The sequence below is a fragment of the Pseudomonas sp. JS425 genome (genome assembly GCF_018223845.1).
GTDB classification, from domain to species: domain Bacteria; phylum Pseudomonadota; class Gammaproteobacteria; order Pseudomonadales; family Pseudomonadaceae; genus Aquipseudomonas; species Aquipseudomonas asiatica.
Genome location: NZ_CP073661.1, coordinates 3,670,275 through 3,688,877, shown reverse-complemented (window position 1 = coordinate 3,688,877; position 18,603 = coordinate 3,670,275). Strand labels below are relative to the sequence as shown.

At 65.0% G+C, this 18,603-nt stretch carries 16 protein-coding genes; 6 read left to right on the top strand and 10 right to left on the bottom strand.

Going from position 1 to position 18,603, the window contains the following annotated elements:
* Positions 1-159: 159 nt before the first annotated feature.
* Positions 160-810, bottom strand: a complete 651-nt coding sequence (locus tag KDB76_RS17155; RefSeq protein WP_024087255.1) for an ankyrin repeat domain-containing protein — start codon at positions 808-810, stop codon at positions 160-162.
* Between the two features lie 118 nt (positions 811-928).
* Here KDB76_RS17155 and ggt point away from each other — a divergent pair, with 118 nt between their 5' ends.
* Positions 929-2,719, top strand: a complete 1,791-nt coding sequence (gene ggt / locus KDB76_RS17150) for a gamma-glutamyltransferase (protein ID WP_038409744.1) — start codon at positions 929-931, stop codon at positions 2,717-2,719.
* A gap of 70 nt (positions 2,720-2,789) precedes the next feature.
* Positions 2,790-3,671 carry a LysR substrate-binding domain-containing protein gene (locus tag KDB76_RS17145; protein WP_015270644.1) on the top strand — a complete coding sequence of 294 codons (882 nt, stop codon included), beginning with the start codon at positions 2,790-2,792 and terminating at the stop codon, positions 3,669-3,671.
* Between the two features lie 24 nt (positions 3,672-3,695).
* Here the strand turns inward: KDB76_RS17145 and KDB76_RS17140 are convergent, their stop codons facing one another.
* The 4 genes from KDB76_RS17140 to KDB76_RS17125 form a co-directional block, all read right to left on the bottom strand.
* Positions 3,696-4,304 (bottom strand): START domain-containing protein, encoded by a 609-nt coding sequence (locus KDB76_RS17140; RefSeq protein WP_023662665.1) that lies wholly within the window; start codon positions 4,302-4,304, stop codon positions 3,696-3,698.
* Positions 4,305-4,464: 160 nt separating this feature from the next.
* Complete coding sequence (locus KDB76_RS17135) at positions 4,465-5,301, bottom strand: bifunctional allantoicase/(S)-ureidoglycine aminohydrolase (protein WP_013972924.1); 837 nt, start codon at positions 5,299-5,301, stop codon at positions 4,465-4,467.
* A 106-nt stretch (positions 5,302-5,407) separates the two neighbouring features.
* On the bottom strand, positions 5,408-6,799 hold the full coding sequence (locus KDB76_RS17130) for an LLM class flavin-dependent oxidoreductase (protein ID WP_038409743.1): 1,392 nt from the start codon (positions 6,797-6,799) through the stop codon (positions 5,408-5,410).
* Between the two features lie 16 nt (positions 6,800-6,815).
* Positions 6,816-7,796, bottom strand: a complete 981-nt coding sequence (locus tag KDB76_RS17125; protein ID WP_024087251.1) for an aliphatic sulfonate ABC transporter substrate-binding protein — start codon at positions 7,794-7,796, stop codon at positions 6,816-6,818.
* A gap of 370 nt (positions 7,797-8,166) precedes the next feature.
* Between KDB76_RS17125 and KDB76_RS17120 the strand changes: the two genes are divergently transcribed.
* The gene (locus KDB76_RS17120) at positions 8,167-8,850 is read left to right on the top strand and encodes a TetR/AcrR family transcriptional regulator (RefSeq protein WP_015270640.1); all 684 of its coding nucleotides are present in this window, start codon (positions 8,167-8,169) and stop codon (positions 8,848-8,850) included.
* 99 nt (positions 8,851-8,949) lie between these two features.
* Here KDB76_RS17120 and xthA read toward each other — a convergent pair whose 3' ends face one another.
* Positions 8,950-9,762, bottom strand: a complete 813-nt coding sequence (xthA, locus tag KDB76_RS17115; RefSeq protein WP_013972920.1) for an exodeoxyribonuclease III — start codon at positions 9,760-9,762, stop codon at positions 8,950-8,952.
* 133 nt (positions 9,763-9,895) lie between these two features.
* Here xthA and KDB76_RS17110 point away from each other — a divergent pair, with 133 nt between their 5' ends.
* Genes KDB76_RS17110 through KDB76_RS17100 form a run of 3 tightly spaced genes read left to right on the top strand, consistent with a single transcriptional unit; the run spans position 9,896 to position 16,012 of the window.
* Entirely contained in the window at positions 9,896-10,546 is a 651-nt protein-coding gene (locus tag KDB76_RS17110; protein WP_013972919.1) for a GNAT family N-acetyltransferase, read from the top strand.
* Between the two features lie 52 nt (positions 10,547-10,598).
* Positions 10,599-12,341: an autotransporter assembly complex family protein gene (locus KDB76_RS17105; protein ID WP_024087250.1), complete on the top strand. Its 1,743-nt coding sequence runs from the start codon at positions 10,599-10,601 to the stop codon at positions 12,339-12,341.
* Entirely contained in the window at positions 12,338-16,012 is a 3,675-nt protein-coding gene (locus KDB76_RS17100) for a translocation/assembly module TamB domain-containing protein (RefSeq protein ID WP_024087249.1), read from the top strand. Before KDB76_RS17105 ends, KDB76_RS17100 begins: the two co-directional genes overlap by 4 nt.
* An 18-nt stretch (positions 16,013-16,030) precedes the next feature.
* On the opposite strand, the gene KDB76_RS17095 is transcribed toward KDB76_RS17100, so the two are convergent.
* From KDB76_RS17095 to KDB76_RS17080, 4 genes are all read right to left on the bottom strand, one after another.
* Complete coding sequence (locus KDB76_RS17095) at positions 16,031-16,585, bottom strand: DUF2589 domain-containing protein (protein WP_023661043.1); 555 nt, start codon at positions 16,583-16,585, stop codon at positions 16,031-16,033.
* A gap of 75 nt (positions 16,586-16,660) precedes the next feature.
* Complete coding sequence (locus KDB76_RS17090) at positions 16,661-17,320, bottom strand: DUF2589 domain-containing protein (RefSeq protein WP_015270636.1); 660 nt, start codon at positions 17,318-17,320, stop codon at positions 16,661-16,663.
* 64 nt (positions 17,321-17,384) lie between these two features.
* Positions 17,385-17,765 carry a Mor transcription activator family protein gene (locus KDB76_RS17085; RefSeq protein ID WP_023661042.1) on the bottom strand — a complete coding sequence of 127 codons (381 nt, stop codon included), beginning with the start codon at positions 17,763-17,765 and terminating at the stop codon, positions 17,385-17,387.
* 251 nt (positions 17,766-18,016) lie between these two features.
* Positions 18,017-18,475 (bottom strand): hypothetical protein, encoded by a 459-nt coding sequence (locus KDB76_RS17080; RefSeq protein ID WP_023661041.1) that lies wholly within the window; start codon positions 18,473-18,475, stop codon positions 18,017-18,019.
* Positions 18,476-18,603: the final 128 nt, after the last annotated feature.

The following is an 18,603-nucleotide window of genomic DNA, read 5'->3' as shown; positions in this document are numbered from 1 at the left end:
TTCCTGCAAAATTGCTGGGGCCGCTTTGCGGCCCTTTCGCGACACAAGGCCGCTCCCACAGGTACAGCAGCGCCTGTGAGGCAAGCGATTACATGTGGGAGCGGCCTTGCGTCGCGATTGGGCTGCAAAGCAGCCCCGGCATTCGAAAGCCAGCATTGGCTAGCGAGCCAGTAACGCCTCCATCTCCCGATACCCCCGCTGCCGCGCATGCTCCAGCGCGGTCACCCCGTCCTTGTCGGCAATCTGCCGATCCGCCCCGGCCGCCAGTAGCCGGCGCACGATCTCAACATGCCGCGGCCCGCCGTCACCGAGGATCACCGCCTCCAGCAGCGCAGTCCAGTGCAGGCGGTTGAGATGGTTCACGTCCACCCCGGCATCGATCAGCAATTGCACGGTCTCGACATGCCCGCGTTCGGCGGCGGGTATCAGCGCAGTGCCTCCATACCGGTTGGTGCTCTTGAGGTCGGCACCGTGGCTCAAGGTCAGCCGCAGGATGTCGTTCAGGCCACGCGCCCCGGCATACAGGTACGGGCTGTCGTCGATGTTGTCCTTGGCATTCACATCGGCACCGGCTTCGATCAGCGCTTTCGCGGCCGCAACCTGGTTGCCATGGGTAGCCACCAGCAGGGCAGTGCGCCCTTGATCGTCACGGCTCTCCAGCTGCGCACCTTGTGCCAGAAGTTGTTGCAGGGTGCGCACATCATCGTGACGGGCAGCGTTGTGCAGGCGGTTGTCCATGGCAGTGCTCTCGGCGTGGGCGGCAAGGCTGGTGCACAGGGCGAACAGCATCGCAGCAAGTAGTGAACGCATGGGGGCAGGCTCCTCGATGACCTGCCCGCATCCTAGAAAAAACACGCCAGGGCTTGAAGTTAAGTTTGCGCATGACAGACAGTGCCTTGCTGAATAGGTAATGGCAGGAAGCACAACGATGACATTCTCCACCCCCCTGATGGGCGCCTTGTGCCTGGTAGCTGCCAGTGGCTGGGCCTGTGCCGACCAGGTGCTGCCCGCGCCACCGGAACTGGCCTCCGGCTACCGCACTGGCCTGCAGCCGGTGCATGCCAGCCGGCACATGGCCGCCGCCGCCAACCCGCTGGCCAGCGAGGCGGGGCGGGCGATGCTGCGTGCCGGTGGTAGCGCCATCGACGCGGCTGTCGCCATGCAGATGGTGCTGACCCTGGTCGAACCGCAATCCAGCGGCATTGGCGGCGGGGCGTTCATCCTCTACTGGGACGGCCAGCGCGTGCAGGCCTTCGATGGCCGCGAGGCAGCCCCGGCGACGGTAACGGAAAACCTGTTCCTGCAAGCCGATGGTTCACCGATGCCGTTCAGGACGGCGCAGATCGGCGGGCGTTCGGTGGGCGTACCAGGGGTTCTGCGTGCCCTGAAGCTGGCCCATGAGCAGCACGGCAAGCTGCCCTGGCGCGACCTGTTCGCCCCGGCCATTGCGCTGGCGCGCAACGGTTTCGCGGTTTCCGAACGCCTTCACACCCTGGTGGCGGGCGACCCGTTCATTGCCCGCTCACCCGCCATGGCCCGCTACTTCCTGGATGAACAGGGCAAGCCACTGGCGGTGGGGACTACCTTGCGCAACCCCGAGCTTGCGCAAACCTTCGAGCAGATTGCCGAGCAGGGCCCCGAGGTGTTCTACAGCGGCGAGATCGCCGAAGCCATCGTCGCCAAGGTGCGCAGCCATGCCAATGCCGGCTACCTGTCGCTGCAGGATATGCAGCAGTACCGAGCCAAAGTGCGCGAGCCGCTGTGTGGTCCCTACAAGGCCTGGCGCATCTGTGGCATGCCACCGCCATCGTCGGGCGGGGTGACGGTGCTGCAGACCCTGGGCATCCTGGAGGCACTGCAGCGGGCTTCGCCACAGCGCGACCTTGCCGCCATGCGGCCGCTGCGCACTTCGTCGGTTGCCGGGCTGGAAGCGCCGCCGCTGGCCGTGCACCTGGTTGCCGAGGCCGAGCGCCTGGCCTATGCCGACCGCGCCCAGTACCTGGCCGACAGCGATTACGTGCCGGTGCCGCTCAAGGCCCTGACCGACTCCACATACCTGGCCAGCCGCGCCGCGCAGGTCGGCGAGTACAGCATGAAACGCGCCCGCCCGGGCCAGCCACAGGGGGCCGACCTGGCCCTGGCGCCTGACCGCTCGCCGTTGCGCATTTCCACCTCGCACCTCAGCGCGGTGGATGACCGCGGCCAGGCCCTGGCCATGACCACTTCGGTGGAAGCAGCGTTCGGCTCGCACCTGATGGTCAAGGGCTTCTTGCTCAACAACCACCTGACCGACTTCTCGTTCATCCCCCGGGAACAAGGCAAGCCCGTGGCCAACCGGGTGCAACCGGGCAAGCGGCCGCTGTCGGCCATGGCGCCGACCCTGGTGTTCTCGCAAGCTTCCGGAGAGCTGGTGGCCAGCCTGGGCTCGCCCGGCGGCTCGCAGATCATCGGCTACGTGAACAAGGCGCTGATCGGCCTGCTGGATTGGCAGCTCGACCCGCAGCAGGCCGCCGGCCTGCCCAACTTCGGCAGCCGCAATGCCGGCACCGAAGTAGAGGCGGGTTTGGCCAGCCCGGCACTGATCCGGCAGTTGGCAGCCTGGGGGCATGAGGTGACGCCGATGATCATGACCAGTGGCATGCAGATCATCCAGCGCAGCGGCGAGGGTTGGTCGGGTGGTGCCGACCCTCGGCGCGAAGGCGTGGCAGTCGGCGACTAGCGGTGTGCGTTGCGGTGCAGCAGGTGGCGTGATAGAAGTCAGTCTTGCCATTCAAAAGTTGAATACCAAGATGTCCATCAGCGTGAAATCGAATAGGGCCCTGTTCGACCTCGACCTGCTGCGTGCCATTGTCGTGGTGGCCGATTGCGGCAGCTTCACCACGGCTGCTGCGCGCCTGCACTCCACCCAATCGACCATCAGCCAGAAGGTGCGCCGCCTGGAGGATATGGTTGGCCACCGTCTGCTGGTGCGTGGCAATCGCGACGTGCTGCCGACCGACGCCGGGCAGACCCTGCTCGGCTATGCCCGGCACATGCTGGCCCTCAACGACCAGATGCTCGAAGCCTTGGCCGGGGCGATGGTTGGCATGACCGTGCGCCTTGGCGTGCCCGAGGACTTCGTGGGCGGGCGTACCACCAATGCGCTGTCGGCGTTCAGCCGGCTGCACCCGCAGGTGAAGCTGGAAGTGACCAGCGGCCTGTGCCGCGACCTCAGCCAGGCCTACGACAACGGTGAGCTCGACCTGGTGTTGCTCAAGCAGCGGCGCAACAGCCGCGAAGGCGTGGCCTGCTGGCCCGAGCGCCTGCAGTGGATCGACAGCGCGCGCACGCCCGCCTTCGAACTGGACCCGATCCCGCTGGTGACTTTCCCGCCCCGAGGCCTGTACCGCGACGACATGATTACCGCCATCGAAGGCATGGGCCGGCGTTGGCGCATCAGCTTCACCAGTTCCAGCCTCAGCGGCATCCAGGCAGCGGTCGCCGATGGTATGGGCATCAGCCTGCTGCCGCCACGGGCGGCGACCGGCGAACATCGGGTGCTCGGTGCGGAGCAGGGGCTACCTGAGGTCGACAGCTATGAAATCGTCATCGTCCACCGGCCGACGGCGGATGTGATGGTCAAGGCGCTGGCCGAGGTGATGACGCAATTGCTTGCGGGTGGCGGGATCTGACAGGGTTGGGGCCGGTGCAGGTTTTCAATGCCCTCTAGGCTGGCGCTCGGCCACCGCTCGCAGGGTCCGCAACGTCACCACTGGCGCATCCACCACAAACCGGTTGGCCAGCCACCCCGGCACATCCCCGGCAGGGTCGGCTTGCAGCTGGTAAGTCACCTCGGTCCTGCGCTCACCCAGCGGTTTCATCCGCCACTCGCCGTTGAGCTGCTGCACACGGATCAGCCCATCTACCTTGGGGATCCTGTCTGGCTCGGCGCTCAGGTGGCGCAGCAGCGTGCCGTCGTCCAGGCGTTCGGTGGTGACCTTCAGCACGATGTCCCGCGGCATCGTCGGCCACGGCAGGTTGGTGGTCAGGTACACCCAGGTGTTTTCGCCCTGCACATCCAGCAAGCGCATCTCGGCGCAGGCGTACAGCCACTTGCAGGCCACCCGCAGGTTCTCCTGCAGGTCGGTGAGCGTGCGAACGCTGGCTTTCATGGTGCTGACACCACGGAATTGCTGGTAGGGCGAGTCGGGGGCGGCGCTCAGGTAAACGCGGATGCCTTCGCGGTCGTAGGCCAGGTTCCAGTCATCGGCGGCTGGGGCGGGGGTGCAGAACAGCAGGGCGGTGAGCAGCAGGCAGCGGTTCATGGCTGGTACCGCACGGGGGCAGGATTTTCAGTATGCGGCTACTGGGGCTGCCTTGCAGCCCTTTCGCGACACAAGGCCGCTGCCACTGGGTTCGGGGTACACCGTACTTTTGTGGGAGCGGCCTTGTGTCGCGAAAGGGGCGCAGAGCGCCCCCAATGCATCAACGCTTAGGGTTGAGCGTCAGGTGCACATGACGGTTCACGTCCTTGTACAGCAGGTAGCTGAACTTGCCTGGGCCGCCGGCGTAGCAGGCTTGCGGGCAGAAGGCGCGCAGCCACATGAAGTCGCCGGCTTCCACTTCGACCCAGTCCTGGTTCAGGCGGTACACCGCCTTGCCTTCCAGCACGTACAGGCCGTGTTCCATCACGTGGGTCTCGGCGAACGGGATCACGCCGCCCGGCTGGAAGGTGACGATGTTCACGTGCATGTCGTGGCGCATGTCGGCCATGTCGACGAAGCGGGTGGTGACCCAGCGGCCTTCGGTGCCCGGCATCTCGATGACGGTGGCGTTGTCACGGTGGGTGACGAACGACTCGGGAACGTCCAGGCCTTCGACCTTCTGGTAGTGCTTGCGCAGCCAGTGGAAGGTGACGTTGGACTTGCTGTTGTTGCGCAGGCTCCACTCGGCGCCCGGGGCCAGGAAGGCGTAGCCGCCCGGTACCAGGGTGTGGTGCTTGCCTTCGACGGTGATGTCCAGTTCGCCTTCGACGATGAACACCACGGCTTCGGCGTTCGGGTCCAGCTCAGGGCGTTCGCTGCCGCCTTCCGGGGCCACTTCGACGATGTACTGGGAGAAGGTTTCGGCAAAACCGGTCAGCGGGCGGGCGATGACCCACATGCGCATCTTGTCCCAGAACGGCAGGTGGCTGGTGACGATGTCACGCATCACGCCCTTGGGGATGACGGCATAGGCTTCGGTGAACATGGCACGGTCAGTCAGCAGCTCGGTCTGAGCCGGGTGCCCACCGTGGGGGGCGAAGTACGAATGGTTCGACATGGACGATCTCGACTTGTTGTTCTCTCCCCATGCCGTGAACCGCACCGGCCGGTGCGGCGCAGGGGATGTGGCGACAGAATAGGGTCGAGTGCGTGCCATCCACAAATTAAATGTTGGAATACCCGGTATTTGCCGACTGAATGCGAACCTGCCGGCCAGCGTGCCCTTCCGGCAAGCGGTCGCCCTGGCCGAACAGCTTGTGGCGCAAGGTGCCTTCGGCATAACTCAGCGGGTAGCGGCCACGGCGTTGCAACTCCGGCACCAGCAGCTCGACCACATTTGCCAGGTCGTCTGGTTGCACTGCGTAGGTCAGGTTGAAGCCATCGATGCCGGTCTGGTCCAGCCAGCTTTCCAGCTGGTCGGCCACCTCGCTGGCAGCCCCCACCAGCACCGGGCCACGGCCGCCCAGGCCGACGAACTCGGTAGCCTCGCGCACGGTCCAGCGGCGGTTCGGGTCGGCGGCGGTGAAGGCGGCCAGGGCTGCGCGGCCGGCATCGTTCTCGACGTATTCGATGGGCGCATCGGGGTCGAGGCCGGCAAAGTCGATGCCGGTCCAGCCTGACAGCAGTGCCAGGGCGGCGTCCAGGTCGACATAACGGCGGTATTCGGCGAAGCGCGCTTCGGCCTCCTCCCGGGTGGGGGCGACGATCAACAGCGCCTGGGCGTAGATCAGCACCTCGTCCCGGCCACGCCCGGCCACCTCGCTGGCCTGGCGGATGCCGTCGGCGTAGCGGCGCAGTACCGTGGGCGTCGGCCCGCTGATGAACACGCATTCGGCGTGCCGCGCCGCGAACTGCTGGCCGCGTGCCGAAGCACCGGCCTGGAACAGCACAGGCGTGCGTTGCGGCGAAGGTTGGCACAGGTGCATGCCCGGCACCTGGAAGTGCTCGCCCACATGGTTGATGGGGTGCACCCGGGCGGGTTCGATATAGCGCCCGCTGTCACGCTCCAGCAGCACCGCATCGTCGTCCCAGCTTTTCTCCCAGAGCTTGTACAGCACCTGCAGGTATTCCTCGGCCAGGTCATAGCGCTGGTCGTGGCCCAACTGGCGCGCCAGGCCCAGGTTACGCGCGGCGCTGTCGAGGTAGCCGGTGACGATGTTCCAGCCGACCCGGCCACTGCTCAGGTGGTCGAGCGTCGACATGCGCCGGGCGAACGGGTAGGGGTGTTCGTAGGTGAGCGAGAAGGTGACGCCGAAGCCCAGGTGCTCGGTAACCCCGGCCATGGCCGGCACCAGCAGCAGCGGGTCGTTGACCGGCACCTGCACGCCACCGCGCAGGGCGGCTTCGGGGCCGCCCTGGTAGACGTCGTAGATGCCCAGCACATCGGCGATGAACAGGGCATCGAACAAGCCGCGTTCGAGCAGGCGGGCCAGGTCGGTCCAGTAGCCCAGGCGGTTGAAGGCCACGCTGGTGTTGCGCGGGTGGCGCCACAGGCCGGGGGACTGGTGGCTGGCGGCATTCATGCTGAAGGCGTTGAAGCGAATCGGGCGGGGCATGGTGGGCGCGCTCCGCTCAAGGCAATACGGAAGCCGGGTAGACCGCGTCGGCCACCTGCAGCTTGCGTGGAATCAGGCCCAGGCCCTGGAAGGTGTCGGCCAGCTTTTGTTGCTCGGCAACGATCTCTGGGGTGATGGCCACGGCATTGTAGTTGCGCCGCTCGCTGGCCGCTTGCAGCACGTTGGCGTTGATCCCGAGTTGCGGGGCCAGCAGTGCGGCGACTTCCTCAGGCTTGGCGTTGGCCCATTGGCTGACCTTGCCCAGCTCGGCGAAAAAGGTCTTCAGCAAGGCGCGATGCTTGTCGGCGAAGCTGGCGGTGGACAGGTAGAAGGTGCGGTTGTTGGACAGGCCGCTGCCGTCGCGCAGGTTCTTCAGGCCCGGCTGGCTTTCTGCCGCGGCGAGGAACGGGTCCCACAGGGTCACGGCCTGTACGCTGCCCGATTGCAGGGCAGCCACGGCATCGGCGGCGTTGTTGACGTAGGCCGGGGTGATGTCCTGGTAACTGAGGCCGGCCTGTTCCAGGGCAACGGCCAGCAGGTACTGGGCGTTCCAGCCTCGGCCGGTGGCCACGCGCTTGCCCTTGAGGTCTTGCACGCTGGCCAGGTGGTCCTGCTCACGTACCACCAGGCCGATGCCACGTGGGTAGGGCTGCTCGGCGGCCAGGTACACCACCGGCTTGCCTGCGGCCTGGGCGAACACCGAGGGTGCGTCGGCGGCATGGCCGAGGTCGATGGCGCCGGTGCTCAAGGCTTCGAGCAACTGCGGGCCGGCGGCGAACTCGTGCCAGCTGACTTTCACGCCTTGCGGCGCCAGGGCCTTCTCCAGGGCACCGCTGCCCTTGAGGATGTTGATGCTGTTGAACTTCTGGTAACCGATGCGCAGGGTCCTGGCCTCGTCGGCAAGGGCTTGGGACCAGGGCAACAGGGTACTGGCGACACTGGCCAGCAAGCCGCCGATCAACAGGCGGCGCAGGGGGGAAAAAGCACGGGCGGGCATGGGCATTGCTCCTTGAACGGGGAGGGAAGCGATGCGCCCAGACTAGGGAGGTGGCGTTTGGCATTCAATTTTTATATCTCTTTTTGTTAGATTGTTTTGTTATTTTTATATCCTTTTGTTTTGTTACGTCTGGTCAATTTCACATTCACTTGCCAGGCTCCCGGCAGGCCATTCGATGACGAGAGCGTGCAGGGCCTTCGCACTCCGAGGTGCCTGTTCTGCGACCAGCGTGGCCCTTGGCCAGGGCAGGCAGCGTTTGCGGGTAGGCAGCAGCCGTGGGGTGGTGGCTACCCGACCAACAGCGCGCTTCCCTGCATGGCCGCGCTCGCGGATAATCCCCCTCATTCCAATAAACAGCCTGTGAGTGGGTATGAGTGATTCCGTAGTCAGCCTCGGCCAGCCTGAAACCGAAGGGGGGCGCAAGACGCGCAAGAACAACCCCGAGAAAACCCGCGAGGACATCCTTCAGGCCGCAATCAACGAGTTTGTCCAGCAAGGGCTGGCTGGTGCCCGCGTCGACGCCATCGCCGAGCGCACCGCCACCTCCAAGCGCATGATCTACTACTACTTCGGCAGCAAGGAGCAGCTGTACTGCGAGTGCCTGATCAAGCTGTACGGCGACATCCGCAAGACCGAACAAAGCCTGGACCTTGAGTCGCTGCCGGCCGAGCAGGCGATCCGCCGGCTGGTGGAGTTCACCTTCGATCACCACGACCGCAACGTCGATTTCGTGCGGATCATCTGCACCGAAAACATCCACTATGGCGAGTACGTCAAGCAGTCGCCGGCGATTCGCGAAATGAGCAGCCTGGTGCTCGAGGCTCTGGGCAATACCTTGCGCCGTGGGGTGCAGGAAGGTGTGTTCCGCACCGGCATCGAGGTCATCGACCTGCACATGCTGATGAGCTCGTTCTGCTTCTACCGGGTTTCGAACCGCCACACCTTTGGCGAGATCTTCCAGATCGACCTGTCCGATGAGCAGGTCAAGCTGCGTCACAAGGCCATGATCTGTGATGCTGTGTTGCGGTATATCCAGACCGAGCACCGCCCCTGAAAATTCTCCAGTGGCTGGGCCGGCTCCTTTGCCGGCAAGCCAGCCCACGGGTGCAAGAACTGGCTTGCCGGCGATGGGCCGCGTAGCAGCCCCCGGCGATCAGCTCAATTCCAGCCAGATCGGCGCATGGTCCGACGGCTTTTCCATCCCGCGCAGTTCGTAGTCCACACCTGCATCCTTGATCCGCGGCACCAGGTGCTGGGAGGCCATGATCAGGTCGATGCGCAGGCCGCGCTTGGGCTCGTCCTCGAAACCGCGGCTGCGGTAGTCGAACCAGCTGAAGCGGTCGGCCACTTCCGGGTAAAGGTGGCGGAAACTGTCCACCAGGCCCCAGCCCTTCAAGCGTTCCATCCACTCGCGCTCTTCCGGCAGGAAACTGCACTTGCCAGTCTTGAGCCAGCGCTTGGCATTGTCCGGGCCGATGCCGATGTCGCAGTCCTGCGGCGAGATATTCATGTCGCCCATCACCAGCAGTGGCTGGTCGTTGCGGAACTGGCCCTCCAGCAGCGCCTGCAGGTCGCTGTAGAAGCGCTGCTTGGCCGGGAACTTGGTGGGGTGGTCGCGGCTTTCACCCTGAGGGAAATAGCCGTTCATGATGGTGATCGGGTTGCCATCGGCATCGGCGAAGGTGCCCCAGATGAAGCGGCGCTGAGCGTCTTCCTCATCGCTGGCAAAACCCTTGTGCAGGCTCAGCGGTGCCTGGCGGGACAGCAGGGCCACGCCATAGTGGCCTTTCTGGCCGTGGTAATGCACGTGGTAGCCCAGCGCCTGCACGTCGGCCAGCGGGAACTGATCGTCGCTGACCTTGGTTTCCTGCAGGCCGATCACGTCCGGCTGGTGCTTTTCGATCAGCGCCGCCAGCTGGTGCGGGCGGGCCCGCAGGCCGTTGATGTTGAAACAGACGATCTTCATGGAAACATGATCCCGGTAAAAGGCGCGATGCTAGCCGACATCGCTTGCCATCACCAGCATGGCGGCTTCGGCAGCCTGCTGCTAACGTCCTTTCCAAGGCACCCATGAGCCCATTCCAGGAGGACTGCCCGCAATGCCCGAAACCACTGCCGCTCCGGCCCGTGTCTGCCTGCTCGATGACGGCTACAGCCGTGAGGCGCGTTCGCTTCTGTACAACGCCTACCGTCACGAACCTACCTTCGCCTATATCTTCGAGGCCCAGCGCCCAGGCTACGAGCGGCGTCTGCGGGTGATGGTGCGCGAGTGGGTACGCCAGCATTTCTACCTGCAACTGCCCGCCATCGGCCTGCTGGTGGAAGACCGCCTGATCGCCATGGCCCTGATCGTGCCGCCGATGCGCCGGCTGGGCGTGGCCGACAGCTGGGCCTGGCGCCTGCGCATGATAATGGGCACCGGCCTGCGCTGTACGCGCCGCTACATGGACTACCAGGCCGCCCTGGCCACCTGCCTGCCCACCGACGAGGTGCATGTGCTGCCGCTGCTGGGCGTGCACCCGCAGTTCCAGGGCAAGCACTACGGCGAGCAATTGTTACAAGCTGTGCATGACTGGTGTGCAGACGACCCTGGTACGCAGGGAGTGGTGCTGGACACCGGCAACGAGCACTACCTGGCCTTTTACCAGCGCCAGGGCTATGAGGAAATTGGCGAGGTGGCTGTAGGACCAATCCGTGAGAGGGTGTTCTTCCATCCCAACCCGGTCTCTTCCAATTCTGCTTTTGCCTGAGCGGACCGCGCGACGGCTCCCTTGAGCGCCCGGCTCTGGTAGCATGCCCCGCATGACGTATTCAGGAAGATTGACCTGGGGCCTGGTTATCTGGGTCGCCAGTTTCGCAGCATGGGGCCAGAGTGAGTTGCTGGTGAAGGTCAAACCGGCCAACAAGGCGCTCAAGGCCAATGTCGAAGGCTATATCGGTACCCTTGGCGACCGCGATGAAGAAGCGCTGCTGCGCTTCAGTCGCGGCGCCCAGGAGCAGGCGCGCAAAGCCGCGCAGGCACTTGGCTACTACCAGGCGCAGATCGACACAGAGGTCAAGCCCGCCAGCGAGGCTGACCGTTCCCCGCAACTGATCATCACCATCGACCCTGGCGAGCCGATTCGCCTGCGCAACGTGACCATACGCATCGAAGGCCCCGCCAGTGAGATGAAGGCTTTCCGCGTGCCCGACAGCAAGGTCCTGCGCGCGGGTGAACAACTCAACCACGGCCATTACGAAGATGCCAAGCGGCTGATCCAGAACCAGGCGTCGCGCTACGGCTTCTTCAGTGGGCGCTTCAGTCGCCAGCGCCTGGCGGTAGACCCCCAGGCCGGTGTGGCCGATATCGAACTGGTCTACCAGAGCGGCCCGCGCTATCACCTGGGCGCGGTCACCTTCGGTGGCGACACACCGCTGGACGACGACCTGCTGCAGCGTATGGTCTCGTTCAAGCCGGGTACACCTTACGACTCGGAACTGATCGCCGAGCTGAACAATGACCTGCAATCGAGCGGCTACTTCGAAGGCGTGCGCGTGGATGCGGCGCCCACCGCCGCCGTGGGCGAAGAAATCCCCGTGGATGTCCGCCTGCAAACCCGCAAACCGCGCACCATGGGCCTGGGCCTGGGCTTCTCGACCGACGTCGGGCCCCGCGGCAAGGCCAACTGGACCCGCCACTGGGTCAACCCGCAAGGCCATAGCTACGGCTGGGAAACCGAACTGTCGGCACCCCGGCAGAACGTCGGCCTTTGGTACGACATCCCCCTCGACCCGCCGCTGACCGACAAGTTGCGCTTTGCCGGCGGCTACCAGAACGAAGAGATTGCCGGCACCGACACCCTCAGCAAACTGCTGACGGTGGGCCCCGAGTGGCACAGCAAGCTGCCAAGCGGCTGGCAGCGGGTGATTTCCCTCAAGTACCAGCGCGAGGAGTACCGTCTGGGTGATGACTCCGGGCTGAGCAACCTGTTGATGCCGGGGGTGAGTTACTCCTTCCTGCGCAGTGACAACCGCATCGACCCGCACAACGGCTACCGCCTGCAGTTCGATGTACAGGTAGCCAAGGAAGGGCTGGTCTCGGACACCAACCTGCTGCATGGCAACGTGCTGCTCAAGGGCCTGACCACGCTTGGCCATGACCATCGCTTGCTCGGCCGGGTGCAGTTCGGTGGCAGCGCGACCAATGGCTTCAAGAACAACATCCCGCCGTCGCTGCGCTTCTTCGCCGGTGGCGACCAGAGCGTGCGTGGCTATGACTACCAGACCTTGTCGCCGAAGAACAGCGACGGCGACCGCATTGGCGGGCGCTACCTGGTCGCCGGCAGCGTCGAGTACCAGTATTCACTGACCGAGAAGTGGCGGCTGGCAACCTTCGTCGACCAGGGCAACTCGTTCAACGACCTGGAACTGCCAAGCCTCAAGACCGGTGTCGGTTTTGGCGTGCGCTGGGTGTCGCCGGTCGGGCCGCTGCGCCTGGACCTGGCCAAGGCGCTGGATGATGAAGGGGGAATTCGCCTGCACTTTTCCATGGGGCCTGAGCTGTGAAACGCGTGATCAAGTACACTCTGGCGGGCCTGCTGGGGGTAACCGCAAGCCTGGGCCTGGTACTCGGCCTGTTGCTGGGGACCGAAGCCGGCAGCCGCTGGGTGCTGGGCAAGGTGCCCGGGCTTGAGGTGGCTGACTTCCAGGGCCGCCTGGCCGGTAGCTGGCAAGCCAGCCGGCTTATCTGGGCCGATGCCGGCAGCTCGGTAGATTTGCAGGCACCGCTGCTGGCCTGGTCGCCGGCATGCCTGCTGCGCTCTACCTTGTGCATTGACCAGTTGCAGGCGCAGCGTATCGACATGGCCTTTGCGCCCAGCGCCGAATCGGCCGACAGTGGCCCGCTGCAGTTGCCGGCCTTGCGCTTGCCGCTGGCCATCGAACTGGGTGAGGTCAAGGTTGGCCAGTTGCGCCTGGATGGCAATGATCTGCTTGGCGACTTGCAACTGGCGGCGCACTGGACCAATGCCGGGCTGCGCATCGACAGCCTGCAGCTGAAGCGTGACGACCTGCAATTGAGCCTGCAGGGCGACCTGCAGCCCGAAGCTGACTGGCCGGTAGAACTCCAGGCGCAGCTGCAACTGCCAACGGTAGGTGGCAAACCCTGGCAGCTGGCATTGACCGCCACCGGCGAGTTGCAGAAAACCCTGAAACTAGCCGGCACCAGCAGCGGTTACCTCGACGCCACGCTGAACGGGCAATTGCAGGCGTTGGCCGAGCACCTGCCGGCGACCTTGCAGATCCGCTCCGAGGCATTCAAGCCGGCCGCCTCGTTGCCCGACACCGTGCAGTTCAACCAGCTCAAGCTCGACGCCCGGGGCGACCTGCTCAAGGGCTATCAACTGTCGGGGTCGGCCAGCCTGCCGGCCGAGCAGTCGCCGATCGCCTTGCTGTTGTCAGGGCTGGTCGACAGCAAAGGCGCCAGGCTTGATGCCCTGGACCTGAGCGCCAGCGATACCCAGCGGGTCAAGATGCAAGCCACGGCTGACTGGCAGCAAGGCCTGGTCGCCGACGCCCAGTTGGACTGGCAGGACTTTCCGTGGCTGCGCCTGTACCCGCTGGAGACGCCCCCTGAGGTCACCCTCAAGCGGCTCATGGCCCAGGTACATTATCGCGATGGCAACTACCAGGGCACTTTCAATGGCGACCTGGATGGCCCGGCTGGCGCGTTCAGCCTGGCCAGCCCCTTCGAAGGCGACCTGAGCCAGGTGAAGCTGCCGCAGTTGGCGCTGACCGCTGGGCAAGGCAAGGCTGCCGGCAGTGTCGCCGTGCGCTTTGCCGACACCTTGGCATGGGATGTCGACCTGCAGTTGTCGGCGCTCGACCCAGCTTATTGGCTGGCCGAGCTGCCGGGTAACCTGGCGGGTCCGCTGCGCAGCAAAGGGGAGATGAAAGGCGACGCCTTGAGCCTCGATGCCCAGCTTGACCTGAAAGGCCGCCTGCGCGGCCAACCGGCAGTGCTCAAGGTCGAGGCCCAGGGGGCAGGGCAGAGCTGGACCTTGGGTACCCTGGCAGTCCAGCTGGGGGATAACCGCATCAATGGCAGTGGCAGCCTGCAGCAACGCCTGGCCGGGCGGCTCGACCTCGACCTGCCGCGCCTGGGTCAGTTGTGGCCAAGGTTGCAGGGCCAGGTCAAGGGCCGGCTTGACGTCGCCGGTACCTTGCAGGCCCCGCAAGGTACGCTGGCCCTGCAGGGCCAGCGGCTGGCCCAGGCGGAAAACCGCGTGCAGCAGCTGGACCTGGACGCCCGCCTGGACAACGCCCAGCGTGGCGTGATCGAACTGAAGGCCAGCGGCATTCACCTGGGTGACACGGCGTTGGGCACCTTGCAGGCCAACGGCAAGGGCGACATTCGCCAGCAAGCTTTGACCTTGGCGCTGGACGGCCCGCAGCTCAAACTCGACCTCGGCCTGGATGGCCAGTTGAACAAGGGTGACTGGCGCGGGCGCCTGGCCAGTGGGCGGATCCAGGCCGGCGGCCAGGACTGGCAGTTGCAGGCACCGGCGCGCCTGCAGCGGCTGGCCAGCGGCCAGCTGGACTTTGCGGCGCACTGCTGGCGCTCCGGCCAGGCCAGCTTGTGCGGCGACGACCAGCGTCTGGCCCCCGAGCCACGCTTGCGCTACCACCTCAAGCAGTTCCCGCTGGACAGCCTGGCCCAGTGGCTGCCGAAGGACTTCGCCTGGCAGGGTCTGCTCAATGCCGACATCAATCTGGACATGCCGGCCAGCGGCCCCAAGGGCAACATCGTCGTCGACGCCAGTGGCGGTACCCTGCGCGTGCGCGACAAGGACCGCTGGGTCGACTTCCCGTACCAGGCCCTGCGCCTGGACAGCACGCTGGCGCCAAGGCGCATCGATACCCGCCTGGCGTTCCGCGGCGAGCGCCTGGGCGAGCTGAACGTCAACACTCGCCTGGATCCACTGGGCAACAACAAACCGCTGTCGGGTGATTTTCGCCTGGCCGGCCTCGACCTGTCGGTGGCGCGCCCGTTCGTGCCTATGGTCGAGCGCCTGGCCGGGCAGCTCAATGGCAGTGGCCGGCTGTCGGGCACCTTGTTGGCGCCGCAGGTCAACGGCAACCTGATGCTCAGTGGCGGCGAAGTCAGTGGTGCCGAGCTGCCGGTCAGTCTCGAGGACCTGTCATTGCAGGCGTTGATTGCCGGGGAGCAGGTACAGCTCAACGGCGGCTGGCGCAGTGGCGAGGCGGGGCGTGGCCAGCTCAATGGCAACCTGACCTGGGGCCAGGCACTGGGCATGGACCTGCGTCTGCAGGGCCAGCAACTGCCCGTCACGGTCGAGCCCTATGCGACGCTGGAGGTCGCCCCGGACCTGACCTTGCGCCTGATCGACGACAAGCTGGCGGTGACCGGCAAGGTACAGGTGCCCAAGGGTGCGATCACTGTGCGCGAGCTGCCACCGTCCACCGTCAAGGTCTCGGATGACACGGTGATCGTCGGCCACCAGACCGAAGAGGGCAAACCGCCCATGGCGATGGCCATGGACATCGATGTCGAAGTGGGCCGCGACAAGCTTTCGTTCAGCGGCTTTGGTCTCACGGCCAACCTGCTCGGCCATGTGCACATCGGCGACAACCTCGACACCCGTGGCGAGCTGAACCTGGCCGATGGACGCTACCGCGCCTACGGCCAGCGCCTGACCATCCGCCGTGCGCGGTTGTTGTTCGCAGGCCCGATCGACCAGCCGTACCTGGACATTGAAGCGATCCGCAAGGTCGACGATGTGATTGCCGGTATCCGCCTGAGCGGCAGTGCCGAGCAGCCCACAAGCAAAGTGTTCTCGGAACCGGCCATGAGCCAGGAGCAGGCGCTGTCGTACCTGGTACTGGGGCGGCCGCTGGGCACGTCCGGCGAAGACAACAACATGCTCGCCGAGGCGGCCTTGGGCCTGGGCCTGGCAGGTAGCGCCGGCATCACCGGCAGCCTGGCCTCGAGCCTGGGCATCGACGACTTCCAGCTGGACACCGAAGGTTCGGGCAATACCACCAGCGTGGTCGCCAGCGGCAACCTTACCGAGAAACTGAGCCTGCGCTACGGGGTGGGGGTGTTCGAGCCCGCCAACACCATTGCATTGCGCTACAAGCTGAGCAAGAAGGTGTACCTCGAAGCTGCCAGCGGGCTGGCCAGTTCACTGGACATCTTCTACAAGCGCGACTTCTGAGCTGGCGCGGGGCGGCCGTCAACGGACAGTGGCCGCTTCGATGAACTCATTGGTATCGGGCGATGGCGGCGGGCTGGGGGCGCGTACCGGGATGATCAGGCTGGTGTATTCCTCGATCAACCGGTTGAGGGCTTCCGGCGGTTCGCTGGCCTGGAACTGCATGCGGATCTGCACTTCATCAGGGTCACGGCTGTCGCCCTGACGGCTTTGGCCGCCGATGGTGACCTTGAAGCTGGCCGCCTTTGTTTCGCCTGCAGTCAGCAGTGCCTGCTGTGCTTCGGTGCCTTTGACCCTTACCGAAAGGTCGACCTGCATGCGCTCGAGGGCCAGGCCTTTTGGCGACACCAGCGCGAACAGCGGTACGCGCATGATGTGCTGGCCGTCCATGGCCACTTCGACCATTTTGGCTTTCATGGGCGCGCCCAACGCTTCGGTGTCGCATTCGAAGAACTGGTCGAACAGGTTGATGTACTGCTGCGCGATCAGGCTGTTGGTAGCACTGGCGGCTTCCTGCAGGCCACGGGTGATTTCGCGCAGGTCGATGGAAGTCATGGGGGCGGGGGATTTATCCAATGCTTCGACTCCTCAGGCCAGGTGGTGCCCCCCTGTAGCTGGTCAGGGGGGCTGTTCGGGGCAGGGAGGTGCGTCTCAAGAGGTGGCGGCGGCGAGGGCCGAAGCGCCGTCGGCGGCAGGGTTCTTCAAGGTATCGGCCTGGGAAATCAAGTCCTGGCTTTCCAGTGTGGCGGTTTTGACCACGGTCGGCTTTGTCGCGGCGTCGGTCAGGAAGTCGATCACCCGCATCATCGCTTCAGGCGGGTCCTGGCGCTTCAAGGTGGTGTTGAAGGCGTAGCGGGCGCGGGTGTCAGTCTTGCGGGTTTGCGTGGACTTGTGGCTGACGCTGCCTTTCACGTTGAGCCTGAACGGCCCCCAGCCCAGCGAGCCGCTTGCCTCGGCGCTCATGTCCTTGCTGGAAACGTCTTCCGACATCTGGTTGATGACCAGCTCGAACTCGACGTTACCTTCTTCGATGGAGATGTTCGGGTGGGTGATGGCTGCCACCAGCGGCACTTTCATGGTCTTGCTGACCACGCCCTTGTACTCGCCTTGTTCGTCGACGATGGTTTCGTCGTAGTCGAACTGGATAGCCACGGCCTTGCCGTCCTGGACGCACACCTGCATCAGGAAGTCGGCGTAGGATTTGCTGGCGGTGACCTGGGCCTGGACCATGGCCTGCAGGGGGCCTGCGATCATGCGGTCCATCGGCAAGGCATTGATTACGGAACCGATGAGGCTGTTATCTATCGACATTGCTGGGTTCTCTTCTGGTTGGGTTCAAAACGTGGCCGTCAGTGGTGGTGACGATGCCGGGGCTTCAGCGCGCGCAAGGTTCCTGCCGGCGGATGTTGCCGATCTGGCGCAGGCTCAGGCCGTACTTGTCAGCGAGCAGGCTGCGCGACAGGCCGCTGGCGCTTTCCTTCTGGATCTGCAGGTTGCGCAACTGGCGCATGAAATGGTCAGCCTTGGGGATTTCCAGGGCGACACCGGCAAAGCGCTTGATCAGCGCGTCGAGCGCTTCGGCCGGCAGCACGTCGGCAAGCTTGGTGCGCTCGCGGTGCTTGGGGATGTACTTGGGCCTGCCGCCGTAGGCGCAGGTCAGCTGGTAGGCGTTGTCGATGCCGATGCAGTCGATCAGGGCCTGCAGCGAGTGGGGCAGTTGACTGATATCGATGTGGCTCAAGTCTGGCATTTGCATATGGCGCTCCTTCGGGACGGATGGGCTGTGCTACCCGATCACCAGCGGCGTTATGTCGAAGGTGTGACTGGATTTTCTGTGACAGCCGAGGCATGTCGCTAGGCGGCATATGGGTTGGGGGTTGTAGCTTCCGTGAACAGGTTTTGCAGGCAGCGATATCCGGCGTTGTAGGACATGGCTTCAACACCTGGCTGTAGCGGGTGATTTCCCATCAGCTCACTCCTTGTGTTGCGCGCTGGGTGTGATAACCATCAATCACACGGATAGCTGCTCAACAGGCTGGCGCTGCGCAGGTAGGCCTGAGGGGAGTCGCGCATGCCTTGCGGCAGCGTGCGCCAATCGACCAGCAGGCACAGGGCATGCAGCGGCTGCCCGTCACGCTGGCCGATGACCTGGTCGGCAAAGCTGCGGCGATACAGTGCCTGGGTCTGCTGTTGCGCTTGTACCCGGTCGGCCTGGGCCAGGGTTTGCCGGGCCAGCTCTGGCAGTTGCGCCTGGGGGGCAGTGAAATGCACCGACGCACCTTTTGCCTGCAAGTAACCGGCCTGGCGCACGCGCTGCCACAGTTGCTGCCATTGGCTGGCGCCGGCGTGGGCAGCCAGTTCGCGGCCCAGTTCGAGCAGTTGCTCGGTCGAGGCCTGGCGGGTGTCCAGCGCATGAAGGGAAAAGGGGGTCAGCAATAGCGACGCGAACAGAAGGGGTTTGTACATGGTGCCTCCGGCATGGGTGCTTGGGAGCACCATGCTTTCAGGCAGGCGCCGCCCCACCCAGCAGGAAATGCAGCGCCGGGGCCGGTGGCCGTTGTATCATTGCCGCGGCTCGTTGCGAGCCATTTGCC

What these genes read in the sequence shown, in the direction of transcription:
- KDB76_RS17110 (WP_013972919.1), top strand. Translation starts at nt 9,896, where the DNA reads ATGCCCGAAACCACTGCCGCTCCGGCCCGTGTCTGCCTGCTCGATGAC.
- KDB76_RS17130 (WP_038409743.1), bottom strand. Translation starts at nt 6,799, where the DNA reads ATGCCCCGCCCGATTCGCTTCAACGCCTTCAGCATGAATGCCGCCAGC.
- KDB76_RS17105 (WP_024087250.1), top strand. Translation starts at nt 10,599, where the DNA reads ATGACGTATTCAGGAAGATTGACCTGGGGCCTGGTTATCTGGGTCGCC.
- KDB76_RS17155 (WP_024087255.1), bottom strand. Translation starts at nt 810, where the DNA reads ATGCGTTCACTACTTGCTGCGATGCTGTTCGCCCTGTGCACCAGCCTT.
- KDB76_RS17140 (WP_023662665.1), bottom strand. Translation starts at nt 4,304, where the DNA reads ATGAACCGCTGCCTGCTGCTCACCGCCCTGCTGTTCTGCACCCCCGCC.
- ggt (WP_038409744.1), top strand. Translation starts at nt 929, where the DNA reads ATGACATTCTCCACCCCCCTGATGGGCGCCTTGTGCCTGGTAGCTGCC.
- KDB76_RS17085 (WP_023661042.1), bottom strand. Translation starts at nt 17,765, where the DNA reads ATGCAAATGCCAGACTTGAGCCACATCGATATCAGTCAACTGCCCCAC.
- KDB76_RS17090 (WP_015270636.1), bottom strand. Translation starts at nt 17,320, where the DNA reads ATGTCGATAGATAACAGCCTCATCGGTTCCGTAATCAATGCCTTGCCG.
- KDB76_RS17120 (WP_015270640.1), top strand. Translation starts at nt 8,167, where the DNA reads ATGAGTGATTCCGTAGTCAGCCTCGGCCAGCCTGAAACCGAAGGGGGG.
- KDB76_RS17145 (WP_015270644.1), top strand. Translation starts at nt 2,790, where the DNA reads ATGTCCATCAGCGTGAAATCGAATAGGGCCCTGTTCGACCTCGACCTG.
- KDB76_RS17125 (WP_024087251.1), bottom strand. Translation starts at nt 7,796, where the DNA reads ATGCCCGCCCGTGCTTTTTCCCCCCTGCGCCGCCTGTTGATCGGCGGC.
- xthA (WP_013972920.1), bottom strand. Translation starts at nt 9,762, where the DNA reads ATGAAGATCGTCTGTTTCAACATCAACGGCCTGCGGGCCCGCCCGCAC.
- KDB76_RS17080 (WP_023661041.1), bottom strand. Translation starts at nt 18,475, where the DNA reads ATGTACAAACCCCTTCTGTTCGCGTCGCTATTGCTGACCCCCTTTTCC.
- KDB76_RS17135 (WP_013972924.1), bottom strand. Translation starts at nt 5,301, where the DNA reads ATGTCGAACCATTCGTACTTCGCCCCCCACGGTGGGCACCCGGCTCAG.